The following is a 19,564-nucleotide window of genomic DNA, read 5'->3' on the forward strand; positions in this document are numbered from 1 at the left end:
CCGCCGTGGGCCGCGCCGTCGCACCCGCCCGGGCGCCGGGGCGCCGCAGAAGCGCGCCCGCGCGGCATCGAGCCCACGCCCACGCCGGCTTGCTGCGCCTCGTGGCCTGCGGGGTGATGGTGGCGCTCATGGCCGACAGCGCCGCGACCATGCTGGCCCTCGTCGCCCTCCGCACTGCCCCGATCAGCCAAGGCGTCGACCTGGCCGAGCTGAGCTGGGTCAGCACCACCTCCACCGCCGCCCTGGCCGCCCTGCTGGCCGCCGCCGGCCGCCTGGCGGACGCGCTGGGCAGGCGCGGTGTGCTTGCCATCGGCGTGGCGATCTTCGGGATCGGCGCGGCCGCCGCGATCTGCGCGCCGACCTGGCCCATCCTGCTGGCCGCCCGGCTGGTGCAGGGCGTGGGGGCGGCCATGATGTTTCCCTCCTCGCTCGCCCTGCTGCTGAGCAAGCTGCCCGCCGAACGACGCCCCGGCGCGCTGGCGTGGTGGAGCGCCTCCTCCGGCGTGGGGATCGTGCTGGTGCAGACGGTTGGGGGAGGGCTGCTGTCCAGTTTCGGCTGGCGCGGATTGTTCCTGCCCAGCGCGGTCCTGTCGATCGTGTTGCTGATGGCGATGCCGGCGCTGCCCTCCTCCCGCGCGGCCGGGCGGCGCATGCCGGACGTGGTGGGAGCGATGCTGCTGGCAGGCGCGCTGGCGGCGGCGGTCCTGGGCCTTTCTCGCGGCACCGCCTGGGGGTGGACCTCGCCCCAGACCTTGGGATGCTGCGCGGCCGCCGCCGCGCTGCTGGCCGGAGCGCTGGCCACCTCGCGGCGTCACCCGGCGGCCGCGATCGACCTGAGGCTGTGGCGCCGCCCCGCCGTCGCCTGGGGCGGGCTGGCCTCGGCCCTGTACGGCGCGGCCTGCTACACCGTGTTGGCGATCGGCCCTCTCTACCTGCAGCACCTCGGCATCCCGGCCCGCCAAACCGGCGCCTGGATGATCCCCATCTCGCTGGCGTTGATCGTGACCAGCCCGCTGGCGGCCCGGGTCGGGCGCCGGTGGGGGCCGAACACGGTCCTGCACGCTGGCGCTCTTGCGGCCGGTGCCGCCTGCACGATCCTGCTGGCCGATGCGCACCTCACGGTCTGGACGATGGTGGCCGCGCTGCTGCTCGGTGTCTCCTTCGGCGGGCTGTCGGCGGCGAGCGCCACCCTGGCCACCAGTAGCGTCCAGGCCGATGAGTGGGGCGCGGCGGCCGGCGCCGTCACCACCGCCCGCATGCTGGGCGGCACGGTGGGCGTGGCCGCCTCCACCACGCTGCTGGAGCACCCGATCCTGCCCGGCCCCGCCTCCGGATACGCCTCCGTGCTCATCGGCTGTCTCGCCCTTGCCGCGCTGATCGCGCTGGGCGCGCTGATCCAGCTGATCCGCCGCACCCGCCCTGCCCCGAGCGTGACCGACCTCGACCGCTCCGCGCTTGACCGTTCCGCACTCGACGAGGTGGCCAGGCTCCGCCGCCTGGTGGCCGAGTTGCGCGTCGCCTTCGTCAACGTCCGCCAGCAAGCCGACACCGAACTGGCCCACCTCCGCTCCGTCGACCACGCCCGCGCCCACCCCCGAAACCGCGACGCCTGGAGCCACCTATGACCCGGAAGGGACCCGCGATGCGCCACCCGACACGCGACGACGCTGCCGCCTCGCCCAGCGAGCTACAGAACGCCCACGCCGACCATGCCGACCATGCCGACCATGCCGACCATGCCGACCACGGCCCCCGCCATGGCCCCCGCCGCCGCCCGTACGCCGCCGACCTCAGCACCTTCCAGCAGCTGGTGCCGCCTCAACACCACCCCGACGAGACGCCGACCGCGAGCATTCCACCGGTGTCGGCCAGCACCGTCTCGACCGTGCACCGGCTGCGGCAGGTGCACGACATCGCCACCGACGCCATCGCCCTGATCGATCAGGTGCTGGCACCAGCCAGCTGACTTCTGCCACCCGCTTTCGGCAGCCCCCAGGAGCATCACCGTGCGCATCACCGCCGAGATATCCGCCGAACCCACCGACGACCAGCTCGACCGCTTCCTCAACGCCCTGACCGAGGCCGCCGGCGACCTCCTTCACCTCGGCCCCGGCCAGTTCCACATGACGATCAGCCGGGCCCAGCCCATGACGGCCGCCCAGGCCGCCCATGCCGCGCGGCAGGACGCCATCGCCCACGCGTCGTGGACGGGCTGCTGATGACCATGACCACCATCACCGCGCCCACCAACACCGCGCCCACTATCACCGTGCCCCCAGCACCAGCCGCCCCCGCGGAGGCGGCCCAAGTGGTCGCCGCGCTCCGCGACAGGTTCGCCGACGTGATCGCGGTCGAGATGGCCCGGCTGAACAGCCGTGTCGACCTCGATCCTCACACGCGGGAAGAGGTCACCGCAGCCGCGCACCGCGCGGCCCACACCCTGTTCGGCCCGGCCTGCGAACGCGTCCTGCACGAGGCCGCCTCGCCCACCGGCGCCTGGTACGCGCACGCGCTCGCCCAGGTGTGTGCCCTCGATGTGGCGGAGGCCGGCCGATGACGGACACCCTGCCCCTGTTCCCGCTGGACCAGTACCCGGCCCGTGGCCGGGTCGAGGCCCTCGTGCCGCCCGTCAACGTCACCGCCGGGCAGGAGCTCGCGCAGCTGCTCGAAGTGGCCGCCACCGTGCACGTCACCCGCTTCCCTGCGCTGGAACGCCCCTTGGAGGAGCGGCTGGCGTCCTACAACGAGGCCGTCCCTGCGATCCTCACCTCGCTCGCCGGACGCTCGTGCGACGCCGTCGTGATGGCCTGCAGCGGATCGCGCTACCTTCTCGGCCCCGACCGGGATCGGGACATCTGCCAGCAGTGGAGCGCCGATTTCGGCATGCCGGTGGCCACCGCCACGCTCGCCACCGCCGAGATGCTGCACCTGCTCGGCGCCCGCGATCTCGTGCTCGTCAGCCCGTATGCGGAATGGCTGACCAAGCGCGCCCGCACGTACTGGCGGCGGGCAGGCATGAGCGTGCGGGTCGTCACCATCCAGACCGCCGACGGCCGCTTCGCCCCCTACGAGGTCAGCGGCGCCGATCTGCTCCGCCAGATTGAGCAGGCCCACCTGCCGTCCGATGCCGTCGTGCTGTGCACCGGCACCGGCATGGCCACGCTCAACGTGCTCAAGCCGCTCGGCGAGGGCAATGACCGCATCCTGCTCACCTCGAACCTGTGCAGCGCCTGGTGGGCGCTGCGGCGCAGCAGCGAGCGCACCGGCCCGATTCCCCGCAAGAGCCTGCCCTGGCCGCTGCAGCGCCTGGCCGGGCAAGGACTACCCGCATGAGCGGCCCTGAGGTCATCGTGGTCGGCGCCGGGCCGGTCGGACTGGCCGCGGCCCTCACCCTGGCCAACGCCGGCGTGCCGGTCGCGGTGTATGAGCGGGCGCACGCGCTGACCAGCCACTCACGCGCCTGCACCTTCCACCCGGCGGTCCTGGACCTGCTCGCCGACCTCGGCGTCGCGCAGCCGCTGATCGCCAAGGGCACTGCGGTCCACCAGGTGCAGTGGCGGACCCGCCGCGGCGAGGTGCTGGCCGCCGTGGACATGACCCTCCTGAAGGGCCTGACCGGGCATCCGTTCCGGCTGCACGCCGAGCAGAGCACGCTGACCGGACTGTTGGCCCGGCAACTCGCGCGTCACCCGCACGCGAGCCTCCACTTCGGCACTGCCGTGGACGCGGTCTCCGATGCCGGGCCGGGGGTGCGGGTCCGCGCTGGCGGGACCTGGGCATCGGCCCGCTATGTGGTCGCTGCCGACGGCGCGCGCAGCACGGTCCGCACCCTGCTGGGGCTGCCCTTCCCGGCCGTGCCGTACCCCACCCAGGCGCTGCGCATCATGACCGGCACGCCGCTCACCGACTACCTGCCCGACCTTGCCCCGCTGACCTACGTCCGCGATCGGGACATCTCCTGCAGCCTGCTCCAACTGCCGGATCACTGGCGGATCGTCATCCGTCTGCCCATCTCCGACACGGTCCCCTCCCGCAACACGGTGACCGCGCTCGCCCGCCGGGCGCTACCACCAACCGGCCGGGGCCCGCGCATCCTGGACACGCACACCTACCGCCTCGCCCGCGCCGTCCTGCCCAGCTTCCGGCGCGGCCGGGTGCTGTTCGCCGGGGACGCCGCTCACCTGACCTCCACCGCCGGCGGGCTCAACATGAACGCCGGCATCCTCGACGCCGTCGAGGTCGGCCGAGTGCTCGCCGCGGTGCTGGGCGAGGGGGCCAGCACCGCGGCGCTCGAAGGCTGGGCCACCCGCCGCCGCAAAATCATCCTCGACAAGGTGATTCCCCGCAGCGAGGCCCGCGTGGCCGGAGTCCAAGACCTGGCCGACGCCCACAACGTCGACCGGCACCGGCGTGAGGCGGCCATGACCCACGTGCACGCCATCGCGGCCGACCCGGCCGCCACGCGCGGCTGGCTGGCCGAAGCTTCGCTGCTCGACACCACCCTCCCCTCTCCACTTCTGACCCGGTAAGGCACACCGTTCATGCGCATCTGGCACCAAAAGCACATCGTCGTCCCCGACCAGGAGCACCGCGTCCCGGACCACTCGGCCCTGCTGGACACGCTGTATGCCGAGCACGCCGCCAAGGCCATCACCGCCTTGGCCACCACCGAAAAGATCACCGTCGAATTCCACGGCCTGCCGCCCGGCACCTACGACGGCATCCTGCCCGAGCACCTGGTCGGCTACGGCGAGGTTGGGCTGCGGTTCGGCCACTACTTCGCCCAGACCGCGCTCTGGGCCGAGGAGGCAGGCTTTGACGCCTGGATCAGCGGCGCAGGCCAAGATCCCGGCCTGGTCGCGGCCCGCGCGCAGACCTCCATCCCGGTGGTCGGGTACGGCGAGACGACCTGGCGCCTCGCGAAAGGCATCCGCCTGGGCGTCTTGGGGTTCCACCCGGGCCTGCGGGAGCTGATCACCGCCAACATCGCCGTGGCGGGCGCCGACCTGGCCGACTATCAGGTGATCGACAACGGCCCCGAGCTCGTCGAGCACGCCCTGGCCGAGGAAGATTTCGACCAACTCGTCAAGGCGTACACCGCCGCCGCCGAAGCAGCGGCCGAGGCTGGCGCTCAGTGGCTGGTACCCGCCGAAGGCAACATCAATGTGATCTTGTCGCACCTGGGCGTCCAGGAACTGAGCGGCCTGCCCGTCGTCGACCCCGGCAGCGCGGCCATCCACACCGCCGTACAGCTCTGCCGGATGCGCGCCGCAGGCATCATCGCCCGCCCCACCACCGGGTACTGGCACACGCGCGCCCCGCGCGACCTCATCCGGCGCGTCGATCAGACGCTGCACCATGCGATCGGAGCACGCCGATGACGACGCCCCCGCCCCTGGTCCGGCCTCGTCGGCTGCGCCGCACCAGTGCCCTGCGCGAGATGGTGGCCGAGACCCGGGTGCACCCGGTCAACCTGATCCTGCCGATGTTCGTCAGGGAGGGCATCTCCGAGCCGCGACCGATCGGCTCGATGGTCGGCGTGTGGCAGCACACGCGTGACTCGCTACGCAAGGCCGCTCTCGAGGCAGCCGAGGCGGGCGTGGGCGGGATCATGCTGTTCGGCGTGCCCGCGGTCAAGGACGCACGCGGGTCGGCCGCCGATGCCCCGGACGGGATCACGCAGGTGGCGCTGCGGGACGTCGTCTCCGAGGTGGGGGAGGACCTCGTGGTGATCGGTGACGTCAACCTCAGCGAGGCCACCGACAACGGCGAGGTCGGCGTTCTCGCCGACGACGGAGATGTCGCCAACGATCTCACCCTGGAGCGCTACGCCTCGGTGGCGCTCGCGCAGGCCGAGGCGGGCGCGCACATGGTGGCGCCCAGCGGGATGATGGACGGCCAGGTCGCGGCCATCCGCTCCGCGCTGGATGACGCGGGCTGGCAGCAGGTGTCGATCCTGGCCTACTCCGCCAAGTACGCCTCCAACTTCTACGGCCCGTTCCGCGAAGCCGTCGAGTCCTCCCTGAACGGCGGCAACCGGGCCACACACCAGCAGGACCCGGCGGGCTCTGCCCGGGAGGCGCTCCGCGAGGTCCGCCTAGACATCGCCGAAGGCGCCGACGCCGTCATGATCAAGCCCGCCCTGCCCTACCTCGACATCATCCGCCAGGTGCGCGATGCCGTGGACGTGCCGGTCGCCGCCTACCAGACCTCCGGCGAGTACGCGATGGTCGAGGCCGCCGCGATGCACGGCTGGGTCAAGCGCCAACCCACCATCCACGAGACGCTCACCCGAATCTGCGGCGCGGGCGCGGACTTCGTCGTCACCTACTGGGCCACCGAAGTAGCCGGTTGGCTGCGCGCGTGACACCACCCCACCGCTTGTCCACGCCGGATATGTCCGCGCTGACTGTCCGCGCCGGCCGCCTCCCCTGATCACATTCGAAGGACCCCGTTCGTGTCATCTCTAGCCGCCGCCCGAACCCCCATCCCGGCCCCCGCCCCCGCCCCGGCCTTGGGCCTGGGCCGCAGCAACGCGGGCACCGCGAATGACCAGTTCTACCTCCTCGACCTCGACCCGATCTTCCCTCCCTCCATCACCGGCATCCCGTTGCCCGCAGGGCCGCCACGCGAGCTGGCCGACGGCTGGTGGCATCTACCGGAGGCGACGGCCGGGCCCGCCTGGCTGACCCGGCCGGCCGGACGCGCGGTGCGCCGCCTGCAGCGGCTCGCCGACTACCTGACCGAGGAGTCGCTGCCGTGCTCGGCCGATGTGGTGTGCCAGCATGACACCCGGCCGGGACACCAGGGGATCACCGCCTCCAGCGGGCTCGCAGCAGACGGCAGCAGGCATCACCTGTTCACCGCGGGCTACCCGCCCACGGCCAGCGTGCGCGACCTGGCCGAAGTTTCGATCATTTCGGGCCTGTGCTTGTTCAGCAGCCGGGCGGCACAGATACGCACCGAAAGCCGCCGACGTGTCCCCATCATCGACCTGCGCCACGGCGGGCTCGGGGAACGCGCCGTGGCGCTGCTCGTGGAAGACGCGCTGACCCTGCCCGAGGAAGAGACATGTCTGCGCCTGGCCAGCGCGGGAGCCGCCCTCGCCGCACGCATCCCTGCCGAAGTCGACGTCACCGTACACCTGGCGGTGCCCAAGGCGGCCACCGCCCTGCTCCTGCTCAAGGCCACCCACGACGGCGAGGTACCGCCGGAGCTGCTGCTGCAGTGGTGCGAGGAGTCAGCCGGGCGGCACGAGCAGGTCACGGCGCGAAGCGCCACACGCTGGCAGAGCGCTCTGGCCGCCGCGCCGACCTCTCGGCCGGTACGCATCAGCACCGCCCCGGAACTGGAGACGATGCTCACCTATCTCCGCCACGCCCTGAACCGCGGCCAGATTCCCAAGACCGCCAAACTGGCCGAACTGGCCGCAGGCGAGGATCGGCTGTTGGGCCAGCTGGTGAAGATCGCCCCACCAGCCACCCCGGTGGACCTGGCCAACCTCTCCAACCTCGCGACCCAAATGCGGGCCGCGCTCGGCACCGAGCACGCGCCGCGCCTGGCCGTGCAGGTGGAAAACCCCGCCGAGGTCAAGATCTTTCGGCGGGCCCGCGACATGGCCGAAGCGATCCAGGCCCGCACCCCGAACGCCCGCATGTATCAGGCGGGCATGTTCCCGCTGGAACGGATGTGGGTGAACGACCCCGCCGGTGTACGGCTCAATCTCCACTCCCACGACCCCGGCCGGTGGGCCGTCGACACCGACGGGCTGCCCGTCGATCTTGTCGAGGTGGCCGCCAGCCTCTACCCCGCCGCCGCTCAACAGGCGGCGCTGGTGCCTGGATGATCGAGGCGGCACCCGCAACGTACTCCCGTCCCCTCCGACGGGGCCTGTCGGCGGGGACGGGATTGCTGGTGCTGGTAGCCGTGGGGTGGGCGGCCTACACCCCCGTCACCGCGGTGGCCCTCGCCCAGTTGCCGCTCACGGTGGTGCTGCTGACTGAGGTCGTGGTCGCCGCGGCGCTGCTCTGGCTGGTGACCGCGCTGCGCGGCTACCGGCCGGTGCCCGCGCTGGGGCGGGTCGCGCTGCTGGGCGTGCTGGAACCCGGCGCCAACTGCGTCTTCTTCGCGGGGGCGTTGACAATCCTGCCGGCGGCCGAGAGTTCCCTGCTGCTGTCCGGCGAAAGCGCGCTGGTGGCGGCGCTGGGCGTGCTGGTGCTGGGGGAGCGGCTCGGCCGGGCCGGATGGGCGGGCCTGCTGGTCTGCATTCCGGGCCTGTGGCTGCTGTCGGGCATGCCCAGTCCGCTTCACATCTCCCTGGGCGTGCTGCTGGTGCTGGCCGCGACCACAGCCTCGGCGATCTACTCCACCGCCGCTGCCGGGCTGGCCCGCACCTGCGCCCGTGACACCCTCAGCGCCGCCCTCAGTGCCACGGCCTGGCAGTTCACCGCGGGCCTGGCGTGCGTGGCCGCGCTCGCCCTCGGTCACGCCCTGGCCAGCCCGAGGACGCTGGCGGCCGACCTGGCGGATGCCGCCCCGTCGGCGTGGGCGGCGGCGGCCGTTGGCGGGCTGCTGTTGGCCCTGCCCTGCGTGCTCTACAACCACGTCATCCGCCGGATGCCGATCGCCGAAGCGGGGGTGATCTTGAATCTGATTCCGGTGATCGGTGCTGCCATCGGTGTGCTGTGGCTGGGCGACACGCTCACCAGCCATCACCTGTGGGGGGCGGCCATCACCGTGGCGGGAGTTGCGACGCTGACGGTCCGCCGATAACTGCTGCTTCAGCGGTCGTCCGCACGGGCTCGATCACCTTCCGGAGCGGAGCGCGCTGTCACTTGTCACCGACAGAACCACGAGGACTCGCATGAACTTCCACAGCATCGACGCCTACCAGGCCGCAGCGAGCGACCTCCTCAAACCCGACATCTGGGATTTCATCGAAGGCCGCACAGGACGCGGCCTCACGCTCGGGCGCAACCAGCAGGTCTTCGCCGACACCATCGTCAACGGCCGCACCCTGGTCGATGCCGTCTCGCCGCAGACGGCTGTGACCGTGTTCGGGCGGCCCTGGCCGACGCCGCTCGGGATCGCGCCGACGGCACTGCACACCCTGGCCGATCCGGAGGGGGAGCTGGCGACCGTGCGCGCCGCCCAGAGCTGCGGGGTGCCCATGGTGGTCTCGGCGTTCGCCCACTACCCCATCGAGGAGATCGCCGCCGAACGTCACCAGGCCCACGACCCCATCCCGCTCTGGGCGCAGGTGTACCTCTTCAAGGACCGCAACGTCACCTACTCCCTCATGGACCGGGCTCGCCAGTGCGGCGCCAGCGCCATCGTGGTCACCCTCGACTCGCCGCAACTCGGTCAACGCCACCCTGCTCTGCACGCTGGCTTCCGGGCACCATCCGATGTCCACGCGGGTAACCTGGCGCTCTCGCTCGGCGCCGACCTCGAGGCCTTCACCGTCGAGGAGTACAGCCGCAACGCCATGGACCCGTCCGTGACGTGGGATGACGTCGCCGACTTGATTCAGCGAACCCCCCTGCCCGTGGTCGCCAAGGGCATCATGAACGCCACCGACGCCTGCCTTGCCATCGACGCCGGGGCACAGGCTATCTGGGTCTCCAACCACGGCGGCCGCCAATTCGACCGGGGCCGCTCCACCCTGGACGTCCTCCCTGAGGTGGTGGCTGTCGCCGGCAGCGTACCCGTGATGATGGATGGTGGGATCCGCAACGGCATGGACGTGCTCATCGCCTGTGCGCTCGGTGCCCAGGCTGTCTTCATCGGACGGCCCGTCCTCTACGGTCTGGCCGTGTCCGGCGAGGACGGCGTCCGTAGTCTGCTGTCGCTGATGAGTGAGGAACTCGTCGACGCCATGATGCAAACCGGCTGGGGGCAGATCAAGGATGTGGACGCCTCGCTCATCGCGTCCTCGCCCGCCATGCCCGTGATCACGGTGCCGGGCACCGCTGCCGCCTCGCCGACGCAGATGACCGTGGCGACCGATGCGGGGTAGGGATGGTAGTGCTGCCGAATTGCGCCCAGGCGGTGCCAGCGGCTGGCCCATGGTCCGGTTCGCGTGAAGCAGATCGTGAGGGCTGAACGCCTGCACCCAGGAGCTCGGCTCTCGCACGGTGACCGTGCTCATGCAGGGGTGCGTGAGTTCTGCGAGCAGACGCGCGTGACGGGCCAGCCTCAATGGTTGTCACGCTGAACCAAGGCCGATCCACCAGGCTGGCGAGAGGGCGGACGCCGTGGCTCTGGCTGGCCTGCAACCCATCTGAGCAGACGGAACGCTCGCTCGCTTCGCTCATGTGAGCCGAACAAGGCGATGCCGACGATCGTAACGGCCAGCAGCGCCTGGATGAGCGACAGGCCGAAGGCGGCTGCAGGGTGAAGGCCGAGCCAAGCCGTGGCCGGCGGTGCTATCCCGGCCAGTGCCAGGCACGTGGCGCGCGCGTCGCGTCGCTGTCCGCTCCTCATGTCCCACCACGCTGCCGGGCCCTGGTTTAGGTCGGGTAGGCCACGGGATAGGTCGCCGGGTAGGTCTTCTACCACACGGGTCGGCAAAGTCCGGCAGGCGCTGGGCGTACTCCAGGAGACGCCGGGCTTCTTTTCGATCCTCGGAAACGTAGCCGTGCGGGATGTTGGCGGGGGGCGGGGGCGGGGACGCAGGGCACATCCGTCATGGCTGCCGAAACTTCTCCATCTCCACCAACTCGTCCTCTCTCACGTGGCGCAGATACCACCAGGACCCCGGCGGCCGTTGATGCAACAGCACGTGCTCCATCGGCTCCAGTTCCCACTCCGGCAGCCAGTCTGCATCCAGGTCGACCAGGTAGGCGCGCAACGGGAACGGCTGCACCACGACATCGACCTCCTGACGGACGAGCGGCTCATACCGGCGCACCGTACGGCGGGGCGCCACATAGCGGGCGTGCACACGCGTGACCACCCACCATCCGATCCGCTCAGCATCGTGCGGGACGACCCATCCGCCTGCGCCGCGGTCGTGCGGCCAGTTGGCCAGGTCGACACGCAACAACTCGTCAGCTTTCACACTTCCAGTATCGAACACACGCTCTAAACCGTGCGCCTCTACTCCACGGCAAGGATCCGTCTGCCGCCACGCGTTCAAAGCCCAATTCAGCGCCATGGTGCCCCTGCTCTCGGTGCCGCCCCGGGCGCGGACAACTTCGTGCACCTTCCAGTGCTCAACTTGGTCGAGCTCGTCTCGGGTGGCACACGGGGGAGCGGGCGCACGCCCGCGGACCGGTGATCCCGGCCCGGCATGGTGAAGCCCCGGCGGACTAAGGTCCAGCCGGGGCTTCCAGAACGCCGAGCAGCAGCTACACGAACAGCCAACCAGCCTCGTCCACCTTCCGCACAATCGACGTCACCGATGGCTTGCCAAGACCAGGCAGCTTGACCAGGTGCTCGGGCTGGCGCCTCAGCAACTCGGTCACTGTGTCGATGCCGGCCTCCTGCAGGGCGTCGACCGTCCGCGCGGTCAGGCCCAGCGCGGCCGGGCTCTGGTCGAGCACGCTGGCGTCGAGGTCGCGCACCTTGGCGACGACCGGCAGTGGCTCGAACCAGCGGACCCCGCGCTCGTCCACCACATGAGGCGGCATGTCATCTTGCGCCCGCGCGGCCCGGATCTTCCATTCCACCTGGTCTTCCTGCATACCCAGCAGGCGCGCCAGTTCGGAGACGGTTCGCCGCCCCTGGTCGTCGTAACCACGGGCCAGCCACTCCTCGCGCTTGGCCACCGGCTCCCACCACGCCGCGAGCGCTTCGGGGTCGTTGAGAGTGACGCCTCCGTACTCGCTGGTGGTCTCCCACTCCACGCCGTTCTTGCGGGCGGTGCGCACCCGCCGGTACAGCTCGCCGAACGGGACGTCGCGGCTGTCGGCGAACTCGGCCAGCGTCACCCAGTGGAACCGGTTCCGGTACCACCAGGCCGGGAACACGTCCCTGTCGTACAGAAGCACACGGCCGTTGGTGGCCAGCGTCGTGCCCTCAACAGGGATACCGTTCCTGCGCGCGGTGCCGACCCGGTCCATGATCCGCTTCACGGTGACGCCGAGGCGTTCCGCCATCACGGCCACTGGCACGCCAGCCGGCCCCGCGGGCTCGGGGTCGTCGACCCGGTACCCGAGCTTCTCCGCGTTCTTCAGATCCTTGCCGACCAGTTGCGCCGACATGCCGGTCAGGCGGGCGATCGCCGCATTGGTCAGGCGCTTGCCGTTCACCTCGGTGTGGGAGAGCTTCAGGACTCCGCGGACGCGCTTTTCGCGGGCCGCCTCTTCAGCGGTGGTGAAGTCAGCGAGGATCTTGACCGCTTCGGTGACCTTGGCCTCAGCATCCTCCAGGGCGAGCGCTGGCAGCGTATCCGGGACGGGTGCCTCCGGGACCGTCTCCTCCAGCAGCGAGAAGACGGTAATCCCGGCGACTTTGGCAATCGTCGCGGCTGGCCGATCGTGGGTCATGATGAGCACCAGGGCACCGATGTTCCGGGACTGGACGGCCTTGGCGTACTGATCGCGGGCGTCCATGAGGGTGTCGTGGGCGGCTTTCGTCGCTGCGACTGTGTCTTGGGCTTCCTTGGGCAGGGTGGTGTTCACGGTAAGTCCTTACTGTTTCCTGGGGCTTGCGTCCTCCCGCTCCAAGGAGCGGGCGGCGTGCGCTCCGCTGCACACACCGCCGATTGTAGGGGTTGTTTATATTCTTGGGAACTCTGAAACGGATCAGCCGCCCGACCGGACCCGTACCGGCTTCTTGATCAGCCTGAACGGACGTCCATCTGAGGGCGCGGGTGGGGCGTCCGTGAGTTCGTACACGTACAGGACAAGCCTGCCCTTCGGGTGGACGGTCTCACTGAGCTCCATGTACGGCCCGTCCAGGTGTTTGGAGTCATCGTCAGGAAGAACCCCGGCATCAACCACACCGTCGACCACGGCCTTCCACGATGGGTAGAGGTTGGCGGGGTCACGGCGCCGCCGGTCGGGCGGCTCGTACACCGCCACCATTCTGGCGCGCTGCATGGCGGGAATCCTCGCTGCTCTGGCCAGCCAGCATGCCGTCTCGCGCAGGGGCTTCTTGATCCTGTTTTCCTTGCGCCAGTGGTAGCGGTGGTTGGAGTTGAGCAACTCCATGCCTGCGGGCATTTCGAGCACCCACGGGCGGGGTTCGCCCGCCGTCATGGTGGCGATCACGCGTCTCCCTCCCCAGGTTGGAGGGCGCGCGGACGGCGAGGGATAGGTCCGGCACCGTCCACGCGCCGAGTCATACAGCACCGGCAAGGGGAGACTTCCGATATCGGAACATCCATTGGTCCAAGCCTTCTCCGAGGTCAAGACTGATCTGGCCGTCCATCGAACGGATGGGGGCGTGCGTGCCGGGCTGATGAAGGTTCGCACAGCGGCAGCCGCACTCGCCGTCACAGTGCCGGCCACCGCGCCCACACCGACCGCACATGCCCGTCGCCGCGAACCAGTCAGCGTCCGCGCCGAGGTGAACATGATCGGGGCATGGCGCATACTCCACCGATGTCCGGCACAGGTTGCACACCAGGCCGGTGCCGGGGCGTTCGTCGTCGGGGACGGGCTCGTACCTCACCAGTCGGTCGCCTCATCTGGGATGCCGTCAGCGTTGACGTCGGCGGCCGGGACGCCCTCGACGCCGGTCATGGTGCAGCCGTACTCCTCTGCGTAGCCGATCGGGTAGACGTACAAGGGGTACCAGCCGACGTAGCCGGGGTACTGCCGGTAGCCGTCGTGCCAGATCGGGTTCTTCTGGGTCGGGTAGCTGCCGAACGGGTCGCGGCTGTAGGGCGTGACCGTCTTCGGCGGGGCGGGGACGTACTTGGGGAGAGTCGTGCTTGTCGGTGCGGGCCGGGCCTGTTGACTGGCCTGCCCGGTGGTCGGCTTGCCCTGGGGCTGGACCGGCCTCGTCTGGGTCTGCTGCGGCGGCTGGACGGGAATCTGCCGCTGGGGCTGCGTCTGCCCGGTGCTCGTGCTGGTCCGGCCCAGTCCCGTGCTTGTGCTGGAGCGGCTGCTGCTGCTGCTGTTGCTGGAGGAGGAGCCGGGAGGACCGTACGCCACGGCCGCGCAGGCAGGGGCGGGGTCGCCAGAGCAGGCGACCAGGACGGCGGCGGTCATGGTGAGCACGACGGCCATCCGGCCTGGGGTGGTAGAGAGGGACATGAGGTCTCCTATCGGGGAGTGGGTCAGGCGACGCGGTTGCGCCGATTCTTGGTCTGGCAGAGAGGTCTTGGCGGTGCCGGTTCTCGGCCTGTAGGCACGGCACGCACAGCCGTTCGCCCGCCGCTCGGCCGTCCGCCCGGACACGCCGAGCTCGCGGGCGATGGCGGCGGTGATGCCGGGCCGATCCAGCACGAGAAACCGGTGGTAGCGGTCTGGGGCTGGGCCGGAGACGCTGCGCTCCCGCGACGGCGGAAGCGCAGCGTCTCATCTGGGGGCTACCTGTTGGCGGGGCAGGCCGGTACGGTGATCCGGAACACGGTGTTGCCGCAGGCGCACACCACTTCCGGCCAGCGCGAATCGTGGGTCCACCCGCCGTGGTGGTCGTGTCCGGCGGCGTCGAGCAAGTCCCAGATGACGCCCGGGTCGAGTTCGATCACCTGGGCGGTGCGGTTCTGGGCGAGGTCGTAGGCGGCCTGGGCGATCTGGCGGGCCTGGCGGGCGTCAACGGCGAGGTTGAGCGGCCCGAGGTCGGCGGTGACCGCCGCCAGCGCGGCGTGGAAGCGCAGTAGGGCGGACTCGCGCCGTTCGGCGTCCTCGGGCGTCCCGTCAAACCCTTCGTCAAGGGCCTTCTGGATGGCGAGGTCGGCGAGGGCGAGCGCTTCCAGGTGGCTGTTGGCGGCCGTGCCGGGCACGGTGGCTGGCACGGCGTAGTCGGCGAGCGCGGGCAGCTTCACGCCCACCGGAAGCGGCAGAAGGTGGATGGCCTCCGGGTCGTGGTCGTCGGGCGCGGGCGCTGCGATGGCCGTGATGGTCACAGTGGGACCCTTCCTTTCCCTGGGGCAACGTGGATGTGTGCGCCGATGAGCTACCGCTAGCTCATCGGCTTGCAAATGAAAGCATATAGGTTATTTATCTGTTTCTCCACCTGTTCGCGCGACGAGTTCGGCGAAGACTGCTCACACACCCCTGGGAGGCAAGCGCAATCCACCCGGCCACTTCAGGGGAGACCACAAAAGATCCCGAAACGTCCGAAATCGGACACGTGATTTCGTAATTTCGTTTCGTCATTACGTAACGTCATCAATGACAGAATTACGAATTACGAAACAGCCCGGCGCGGCGTCCGGCGACCGGCTGACAAAGGCGTCCGAACAGGCCAGGATGGTCGGCATGACCGAGTCCGGCGCCGTCGCCGACGCGAAAACCTGCAACTATCCGGACTGCGGAGCACCGCCCGCGCCTGCGGACCCGGAGCAGCCTGGACGGCCTCCCGAATACTGCGAGGACCCGGAGCACACGCGGCAGTCCGCCTACCGGGAAAGGCTCCGGCGACGCAGGCAAACTGCCCGCCAGGCCGGCGAGCAGGTGCCCGAAGACCTCGGCAGGCCGGTCACCATGGGCACAGCCCGAGCGGCCGAGATCCAGCGCACGACGGTCGAACGCATCGAGGCCCTGCGCACCGATCTACAACGGCTCGTGACCGAACTCCAGCTCGCTGGAGACCCGGAAGCGGCGCAGATCGAGGTCGAGAACATCCGCAGCGAGACGCGCGAGGAGGTCGCCAAGGCCGACAACCGCGCCCAGCAGGCTGAGCAACGCCAGCGCACCGCCGAACAGCGTGCGCGAACGGCCACGGCCGAGCAGGAAGAGGCCGACACCGTTGCCGAGGACGCGCTACGCCAGGCCGAGGAGGCCACCGTTCGCGCCGAGCAGGCCGAGCAGGAGACCGAGGCCGCCCGCGCCGAGGCCGAGCGAGCCCGGCAGGAGTCCGAAGCCCTGGTGACCGAGGCGCAGCGCCTCGCACGCGAGGAGATCGAGCAGGCGCAACAGCATTCGGCCGCGCAAATCGAAGACGCCCGCCAGCGGAGCCTGGAGAACATCGCCGCAGCCAGGAAGGCCGCCGAGGCCGAAATCCATACCGTCCGGGAGGAAGCCGAGCAGCAGGCCGCCCACGCCAACCAGCTCGTCAGGAACGCCGAAGAGGGGGCCGCGCAGGATGTGCGCCGCGCCCAGGATGAAGCCGCTCAGGTGCGGCAGCGCGCAGACGACGACGTACGCCAGGCCCAAGCCGACGCCGCGGCGGCCCGCGCCGAGACCGAGCAGGCCAAGACGGCGGCCGCCGACACGGTGCGCACCGCCCGCGAGGAGGCGGCCCGCGACGTCCAGGCCGCTCAGCTCGCTCAGGCCCGCGCCGAGCAGAGCGAGACCGACACCCGGCGGGCGCTCGAACGCGTCGAGAAGACGGCCGAGCGCGAACGCACGACCCTGCTCAAGGCGCACGAAGCCGAGATCCGAGCGCTCACCACCGCCAGCGACGCGCACGGGCGCCGCGCCGACGCCGCCGAGCAGGAAGCCGGCCGCGAGCGCGCCGCCCGGGAGGACCTGGCCACGCAGCTTCGCGCCACCCGTGCCGCGCTGCAGGAGGAGCGCACCAAGTTGGCCGAACGGGACAGACAGCTCACGGAGACCCGCGCCGAGGCCGAGCAGCTGCGCGCCGCCGAGCGTGGGCTCGACAAGAGCAAGTAGGCCCGGTGGTAAGAATCGCGTCACCCGGCCCAAACGAGTGGGGGCGCCCTCGGTCTACCCGTCAGGCGGGCCCGTGCTGGACTGCCGCGCCCGGCGGCGCGGCAGTCGCTCCGGCCAGGCCGGGGTGATCACTACGGCACCGAGCATCTGTTCGAGCAGCACGATCGCCTCGATCTCGCTCGGGGGCGGATCGTCCGCCGGCGGGCCCGGCTCGTCGGGCGGGACGGCGCGGCCCTCGATGTCGTCGGTGGGGCCGGTCGGCCACGGCACCGCATCGGCGTCTGCGCGGGACTGAGGAAGATCAGGACGGATTTTGGCGGTACGCGGGGGACGATCATCGTCCGTCGCCGCCGGGAGGCTCCAGGAGGCGATCACACCCCACCATTCCTCGCGCTCGGCACGGTGCTCGGCCAACGTCGCCTGATACTCGTCCTCCCTGCCGGTCTCGATGGCGACCTCCTTCAGCGGCCGGTCGCGCCGCACCCACCCGCCCGCGATTCGCTCGGTCAGGCCGAGGGCGGCGAGCGTGCGCAGTGCCTCCACGGTCGACGTACGGGACAGCAGAGCCAGGCGGGCGACGTCGGCCGCGCTGGTCGGGGCGCTCGACAGCGCCTCGAACGTGAGTGCGACGCACGCCCCTTCCAGGTTGAGGGCCTGGTGGGTCGTCTCGATTCGGCCGCCCCGCCACATCCGGGCGACCGCGTCGGCCCGGTACAGGTCGGGCACGACGAGCTGGTAGCGGTCTCCCTCCTTACCGCGGCCGACGACGATGCGTTCGATCAGCGGATGCGCCTCCTCCCTTAGCCTTTTGAGGTGCTTTGCGACGGTCGTGTGGTCGTACCCGGACATGCGGGCGAGCTGCCTCGTCCCGAACGCTGGCATGGTGTCCTGGTTCAGGCGGGCGGCGACGGCCATGGCGCGCAGCAGCATCCGGATCGCCGGCCCGGCCCGTCCCCAGTCGGCCCGCCGGTCTTTGTCCCGTTCCGCCACCCACACCGCGTTCAGCCACAGCAGGATCTCCTGCCACGGGTTGAGGAGGGATTGCCCAGGACGGGGTGGGTACGAATCTACGTCGTAAAGCTCACCGCCCTGCACAACCTGCTCAGGATCCGGAACGGTCACCCCGTCGACGGAGGAGAGCGGGGGAGAGGGGAGGGGGGGCGAGGATTTCGACGGGCTAGTGTTGAAGTTGCGATCAAGGCTTCCCGTTGCGTACCCGTCGACGCTGGTGACGGCCTCGCGCCAGTCGGCTCGCAGGGCGCGCTCACGGTCGCGGGCGGCCTTCTTTTCGAGCAGCACGGCCAGGCCGCCGAAGATGCCACGCTCCATCTCCTCGACCACCTGGCAGAACCTCCAGCCCGCCGCGGCGAGGCTGTTCAGGATGGCCAGGCGGCATTCCGAGCGGGAGTCGTAGCCGGACCAGTCGCCCGTACGGGCGCGCTGCCCGAGATCAGGCCGGGGAGCACGGCGGCCGCGCGGGCGGGGGAGCCACGGCATCCCGTCCTCGTCCTCCACCATCCAGCCGCCGCCGGCCACTACCGGGCGGCCCGTTTCGGCCGTACTCCGGCCGCCCGGGGTGGGGGAGTAGGCGCCCAGTTCGACGGCGAGCTCGTCGTGCAGCAGCTCCCACACGCGCATTGAGCACGGCTGTTCAGCGATGGCGACGGCCTCAGCGAGGGGGATGGTGAGCCGCATGAACCCGGTGGGGCGGCCGTCCTTCACCTTGTGGGGGGAGCCGGGGATGCGGATCTGCCCGGCGGGGTTGTTCATGGGGGCGACGTCGATGGTGGGGAAGCGGACGGCGAGCGCGCACGCCACCCGGTGCAGATCCGTCCACGGGACCGGCCGGGCGAACAGCACGTAGGTGTGGCGGCCATCGGAGGGGGAGACGTCGGGGATGGCGCGGCCGCCGCACCGCTCGACCGCGGCGATGGCGGCGGCGGCTTCGGCGGCGACGCGGGCGGCCGGGTTGGCGACGCCGAGAGCGTGGGCCCGGCTCACGTCGTGGTCGAGCACCAGGAGGCAGCCCGTTCCCGTGCGCCGGTCGAACGTGGGCACGGTGGTGGGGCGGTTCGGGTGCCGTGTGGTGAGCGGCCGCTCGTAGCGGGCGGGAAAGTTGAGCCCGCCGTCCGCCGAGTGGCGGACGCGCGGGGCCTGCGCGATCAACGGCGCGAGCGCAGCCCACGCTTGGGCGGCCTCGGCGCGGAGCGCTTCCCACTCGGTTGCCCCGTGCGGGGCGGGTATGACGTTGTACGGGACGGCCGTGCCGGTTTCACCCGAATACGACACGCCGGATTCGGGCACGACTGGCAGAGCCGGGGGCCCATCGATTACTCTGGCTCCTAGCTACTGGTCCGGCTCCAGGCACGCGAAAGCCCCGCCGGAGCCGGCGGTTATTTCGAGGGTCTTTGCGCGATCTGCTTGGCGGTAGGACGCGCAGAGGCCCTCGTGGCTGTTCAGGACGCTGTTCTCAGCGTCTGGGTTGCTCTTCGTCTAGGCAGGCTCCTGGTAGACCGCGTGGCTTTAGGCGGCGGCGGCGTTGGTGAGTGGCAGCATCGGCTGACCGCGAAGGTGCGGCGGCGGAGTCATCTCTCCGCGCGACAGCGCGAGCAGGTAGTCCGCAGCCTCGTCGGCGCTCTCGAACCCGTACGGTTCCCACTTGCCGTGGGCGAGGCTGACCGTGAAGTCCACGTAGGCGCTGAGGTCCTCGAACCCCAGCTTCTGCCACGACTCCTTGAGGCTCTCGTACACGTCCAGGTTCCGGAAACGGATGGAATGACGCTTGCCACCCTTGGGAGCCGGTCCCGATTTCAAACGTCCACTCATGGCCG

19 protein-coding genes are annotated in these 19,564 nt (G+C 70.6%); 12 read left to right on the top strand and 7 right to left on the bottom strand.

Annotated features, from left to right (window positions below; translation table 11 throughout):
- The 11 genes from ACWDRB_RS47665 to ACWDRB_RS47715 form a co-directional block, all read left to right on the top strand.
- The coding region (locus ACWDRB_RS47665; protein WP_449905700.1) for an MFS transporter at positions 1 to 1,625 on the top strand (1,625 nt) is incomplete at its 5' end.
- Entirely contained in the window at positions 1,622 to 1,966 is a 345-nt protein-coding gene (locus ACWDRB_RS47670; RefSeq protein WP_449905702.1) for a hypothetical protein, read from the top strand. The genes ACWDRB_RS47665 and ACWDRB_RS47670, both read left to right, overlap by 4 nt.
- Before the next feature lie 40 nt (positions 1,967 to 2,006).
- Positions 2,007 to 2,219 carry a hypothetical protein gene (locus ACWDRB_RS47675; RefSeq protein WP_449905704.1) on the top strand — a complete coding sequence of 71 codons (213 nt, stop codon included), beginning with the start codon at positions 2,007 to 2,009 and terminating at the stop codon, positions 2,217 to 2,219.
- Positions 2,219 to 2,557 (top strand): hypothetical protein, encoded by a 339-nt coding sequence (locus ACWDRB_RS47680; protein WP_449905706.1) that lies wholly within the window; start codon positions 2,219 to 2,221, stop codon positions 2,555 to 2,557. Before ACWDRB_RS47675 ends, ACWDRB_RS47680 begins: the two co-directional genes overlap by 1 nt.
- Positions 2,554 to 3,333, top strand: a complete 780-nt coding sequence (locus ACWDRB_RS47685) for a maleate cis-trans isomerase family protein (RefSeq protein WP_449905708.1) — start codon at positions 2,554 to 2,556, stop codon at positions 3,331 to 3,333. Before ACWDRB_RS47680 ends, ACWDRB_RS47685 begins: the two co-directional genes overlap by 4 nt.
- Positions 3,330 to 4,529 carry an FAD-dependent oxidoreductase gene (locus ACWDRB_RS47690; RefSeq protein WP_449905710.1) on the top strand — a complete coding sequence of 400 codons (1,200 nt, stop codon included), beginning with the start codon at positions 3,330 to 3,332 and terminating at the stop codon, positions 4,527 to 4,529. Before ACWDRB_RS47685 ends, ACWDRB_RS47690 begins: the two co-directional genes overlap by 4 nt.
- A 12-nt stretch (positions 4,530 to 4,541) precedes the next feature.
- Entirely contained in the window at positions 4,542 to 5,381 is an 840-nt protein-coding gene (locus tag ACWDRB_RS47695) for an aspartate/glutamate racemase family protein (protein ID WP_449905712.1), read from the top strand.
- Entirely contained in the window at positions 5,378 to 6,367 is a 990-nt protein-coding gene (gene hemB, locus ACWDRB_RS47700; RefSeq protein ID WP_449905713.1) for a porphobilinogen synthase, read from the top strand. The genes ACWDRB_RS47695 and hemB overlap by 4 nt, the downstream gene beginning before the upstream one ends.
- Before the next feature lie 90 nt (positions 6,368 to 6,457).
- Positions 6,458 to 7,846, top strand: a complete 1,389-nt coding sequence (locus ACWDRB_RS47705; protein WP_449905715.1) for a hypothetical protein — start codon at positions 6,458 to 6,460, stop codon at positions 7,844 to 7,846.
- Positions 7,843 to 8,772 carry a DMT family transporter gene (locus ACWDRB_RS47710; protein WP_449905717.1) on the top strand — a complete coding sequence of 310 codons (930 nt, stop codon included), beginning with the start codon at positions 7,843 to 7,845 and terminating at the stop codon, positions 8,770 to 8,772. Before ACWDRB_RS47705 ends, ACWDRB_RS47710 begins: the two co-directional genes overlap by 4 nt.
- Positions 8,773 to 8,863: 91 nt before the next feature.
- Complete coding sequence (locus tag ACWDRB_RS47715; protein WP_449905719.1) at positions 8,864 to 10,018, top strand: alpha-hydroxy acid oxidase; 1,155 nt, start codon at positions 8,864 to 8,866, stop codon at positions 10,016 to 10,018.
- Between the two features lie 669 nt (positions 10,019 to 10,687).
- On the opposite strand, the gene ACWDRB_RS47720 is transcribed toward ACWDRB_RS47715, so the two are convergent.
- The 5 genes from ACWDRB_RS47720 to ACWDRB_RS47740 all read right to left on the bottom strand — a co-directional run bounded on the left by ACWDRB_RS47720 (position 10,688) and on the right by ACWDRB_RS47740 (position 15,022).
- Positions 10,688 to 11,062, bottom strand: a complete 375-nt coding sequence (locus ACWDRB_RS47720; protein ID WP_449905721.1) for a hypothetical protein — start codon at positions 11,060 to 11,062, stop codon at positions 10,688 to 10,690.
- A gap of 289 nt (positions 11,063 to 11,351) precedes the next feature.
- Positions 11,352 to 12,626: a DNA-directed RNA polymerase subunit alpha C-terminal domain-containing protein gene (locus ACWDRB_RS47725; RefSeq protein WP_449905723.1), complete on the bottom strand. Its 1,275-nt coding sequence runs from the start codon at positions 12,624 to 12,626 to the stop codon at positions 11,352 to 11,354.
- Positions 12,627 to 12,749: 123 nt separating this feature from the next.
- Positions 12,750 to 13,217, bottom strand: a complete 468-nt coding sequence (locus ACWDRB_RS47730; RefSeq protein ID WP_449905725.1) for a hypothetical protein — start codon at positions 13,215 to 13,217, stop codon at positions 12,750 to 12,752.
- A gap of 399 nt (positions 13,218 to 13,616) precedes the next feature.
- Positions 13,617 to 14,207 carry a hypothetical protein gene (locus tag ACWDRB_RS47735; RefSeq protein WP_449905727.1) on the bottom strand — a complete coding sequence of 197 codons (591 nt, stop codon included), beginning with the start codon at positions 14,205 to 14,207 and terminating at the stop codon, positions 13,617 to 13,619.
- Between the two features lie 275 nt (positions 14,208 to 14,482).
- Entirely contained in the window at positions 14,483 to 15,022 is a 540-nt protein-coding gene (locus ACWDRB_RS47740; protein WP_449905729.1) for a hypothetical protein, read from the bottom strand.
- A 355-nt stretch (positions 15,023 to 15,377) separates the two neighbouring features.
- On the opposite strand from ACWDRB_RS47740, the gene ACWDRB_RS47745 reads away from it, so the two are divergent.
- Positions 15,378 to 16,733 (top strand): hypothetical protein, encoded by a 1,356-nt coding sequence (locus ACWDRB_RS47745; RefSeq protein ID WP_449905731.1) that lies wholly within the window; start codon positions 15,378 to 15,380, stop codon positions 16,731 to 16,733.
- A 54-nt stretch (positions 16,734 to 16,787) separates the two neighbouring features.
- On the opposite strand, the gene ACWDRB_RS47750 is transcribed toward ACWDRB_RS47745, so the two are convergent.
- A complete protein-coding gene (locus ACWDRB_RS47750; protein WP_449905733.1) occupies positions 16,788 to 19,037 on the bottom strand; it encodes a hypothetical protein in 2,250 nt (749 codons plus the stop codon).
- A gap of 219 nt (positions 19,038 to 19,256) precedes the next feature.
- Positions 19,257 to 19,559: a hypothetical protein gene (locus ACWDRB_RS47755; protein ID WP_449905735.1), complete on the bottom strand. Its 303-nt coding sequence runs from the start codon at positions 19,557 to 19,559 to the stop codon at positions 19,257 to 19,259.
- Between the last annotated feature and the right edge of the window lie 5 nt (positions 19,560 to 19,564).

The sequence above is a fragment of the Nonomuraea sp. NPDC003707 genome, from assembly GCF_053587055.1.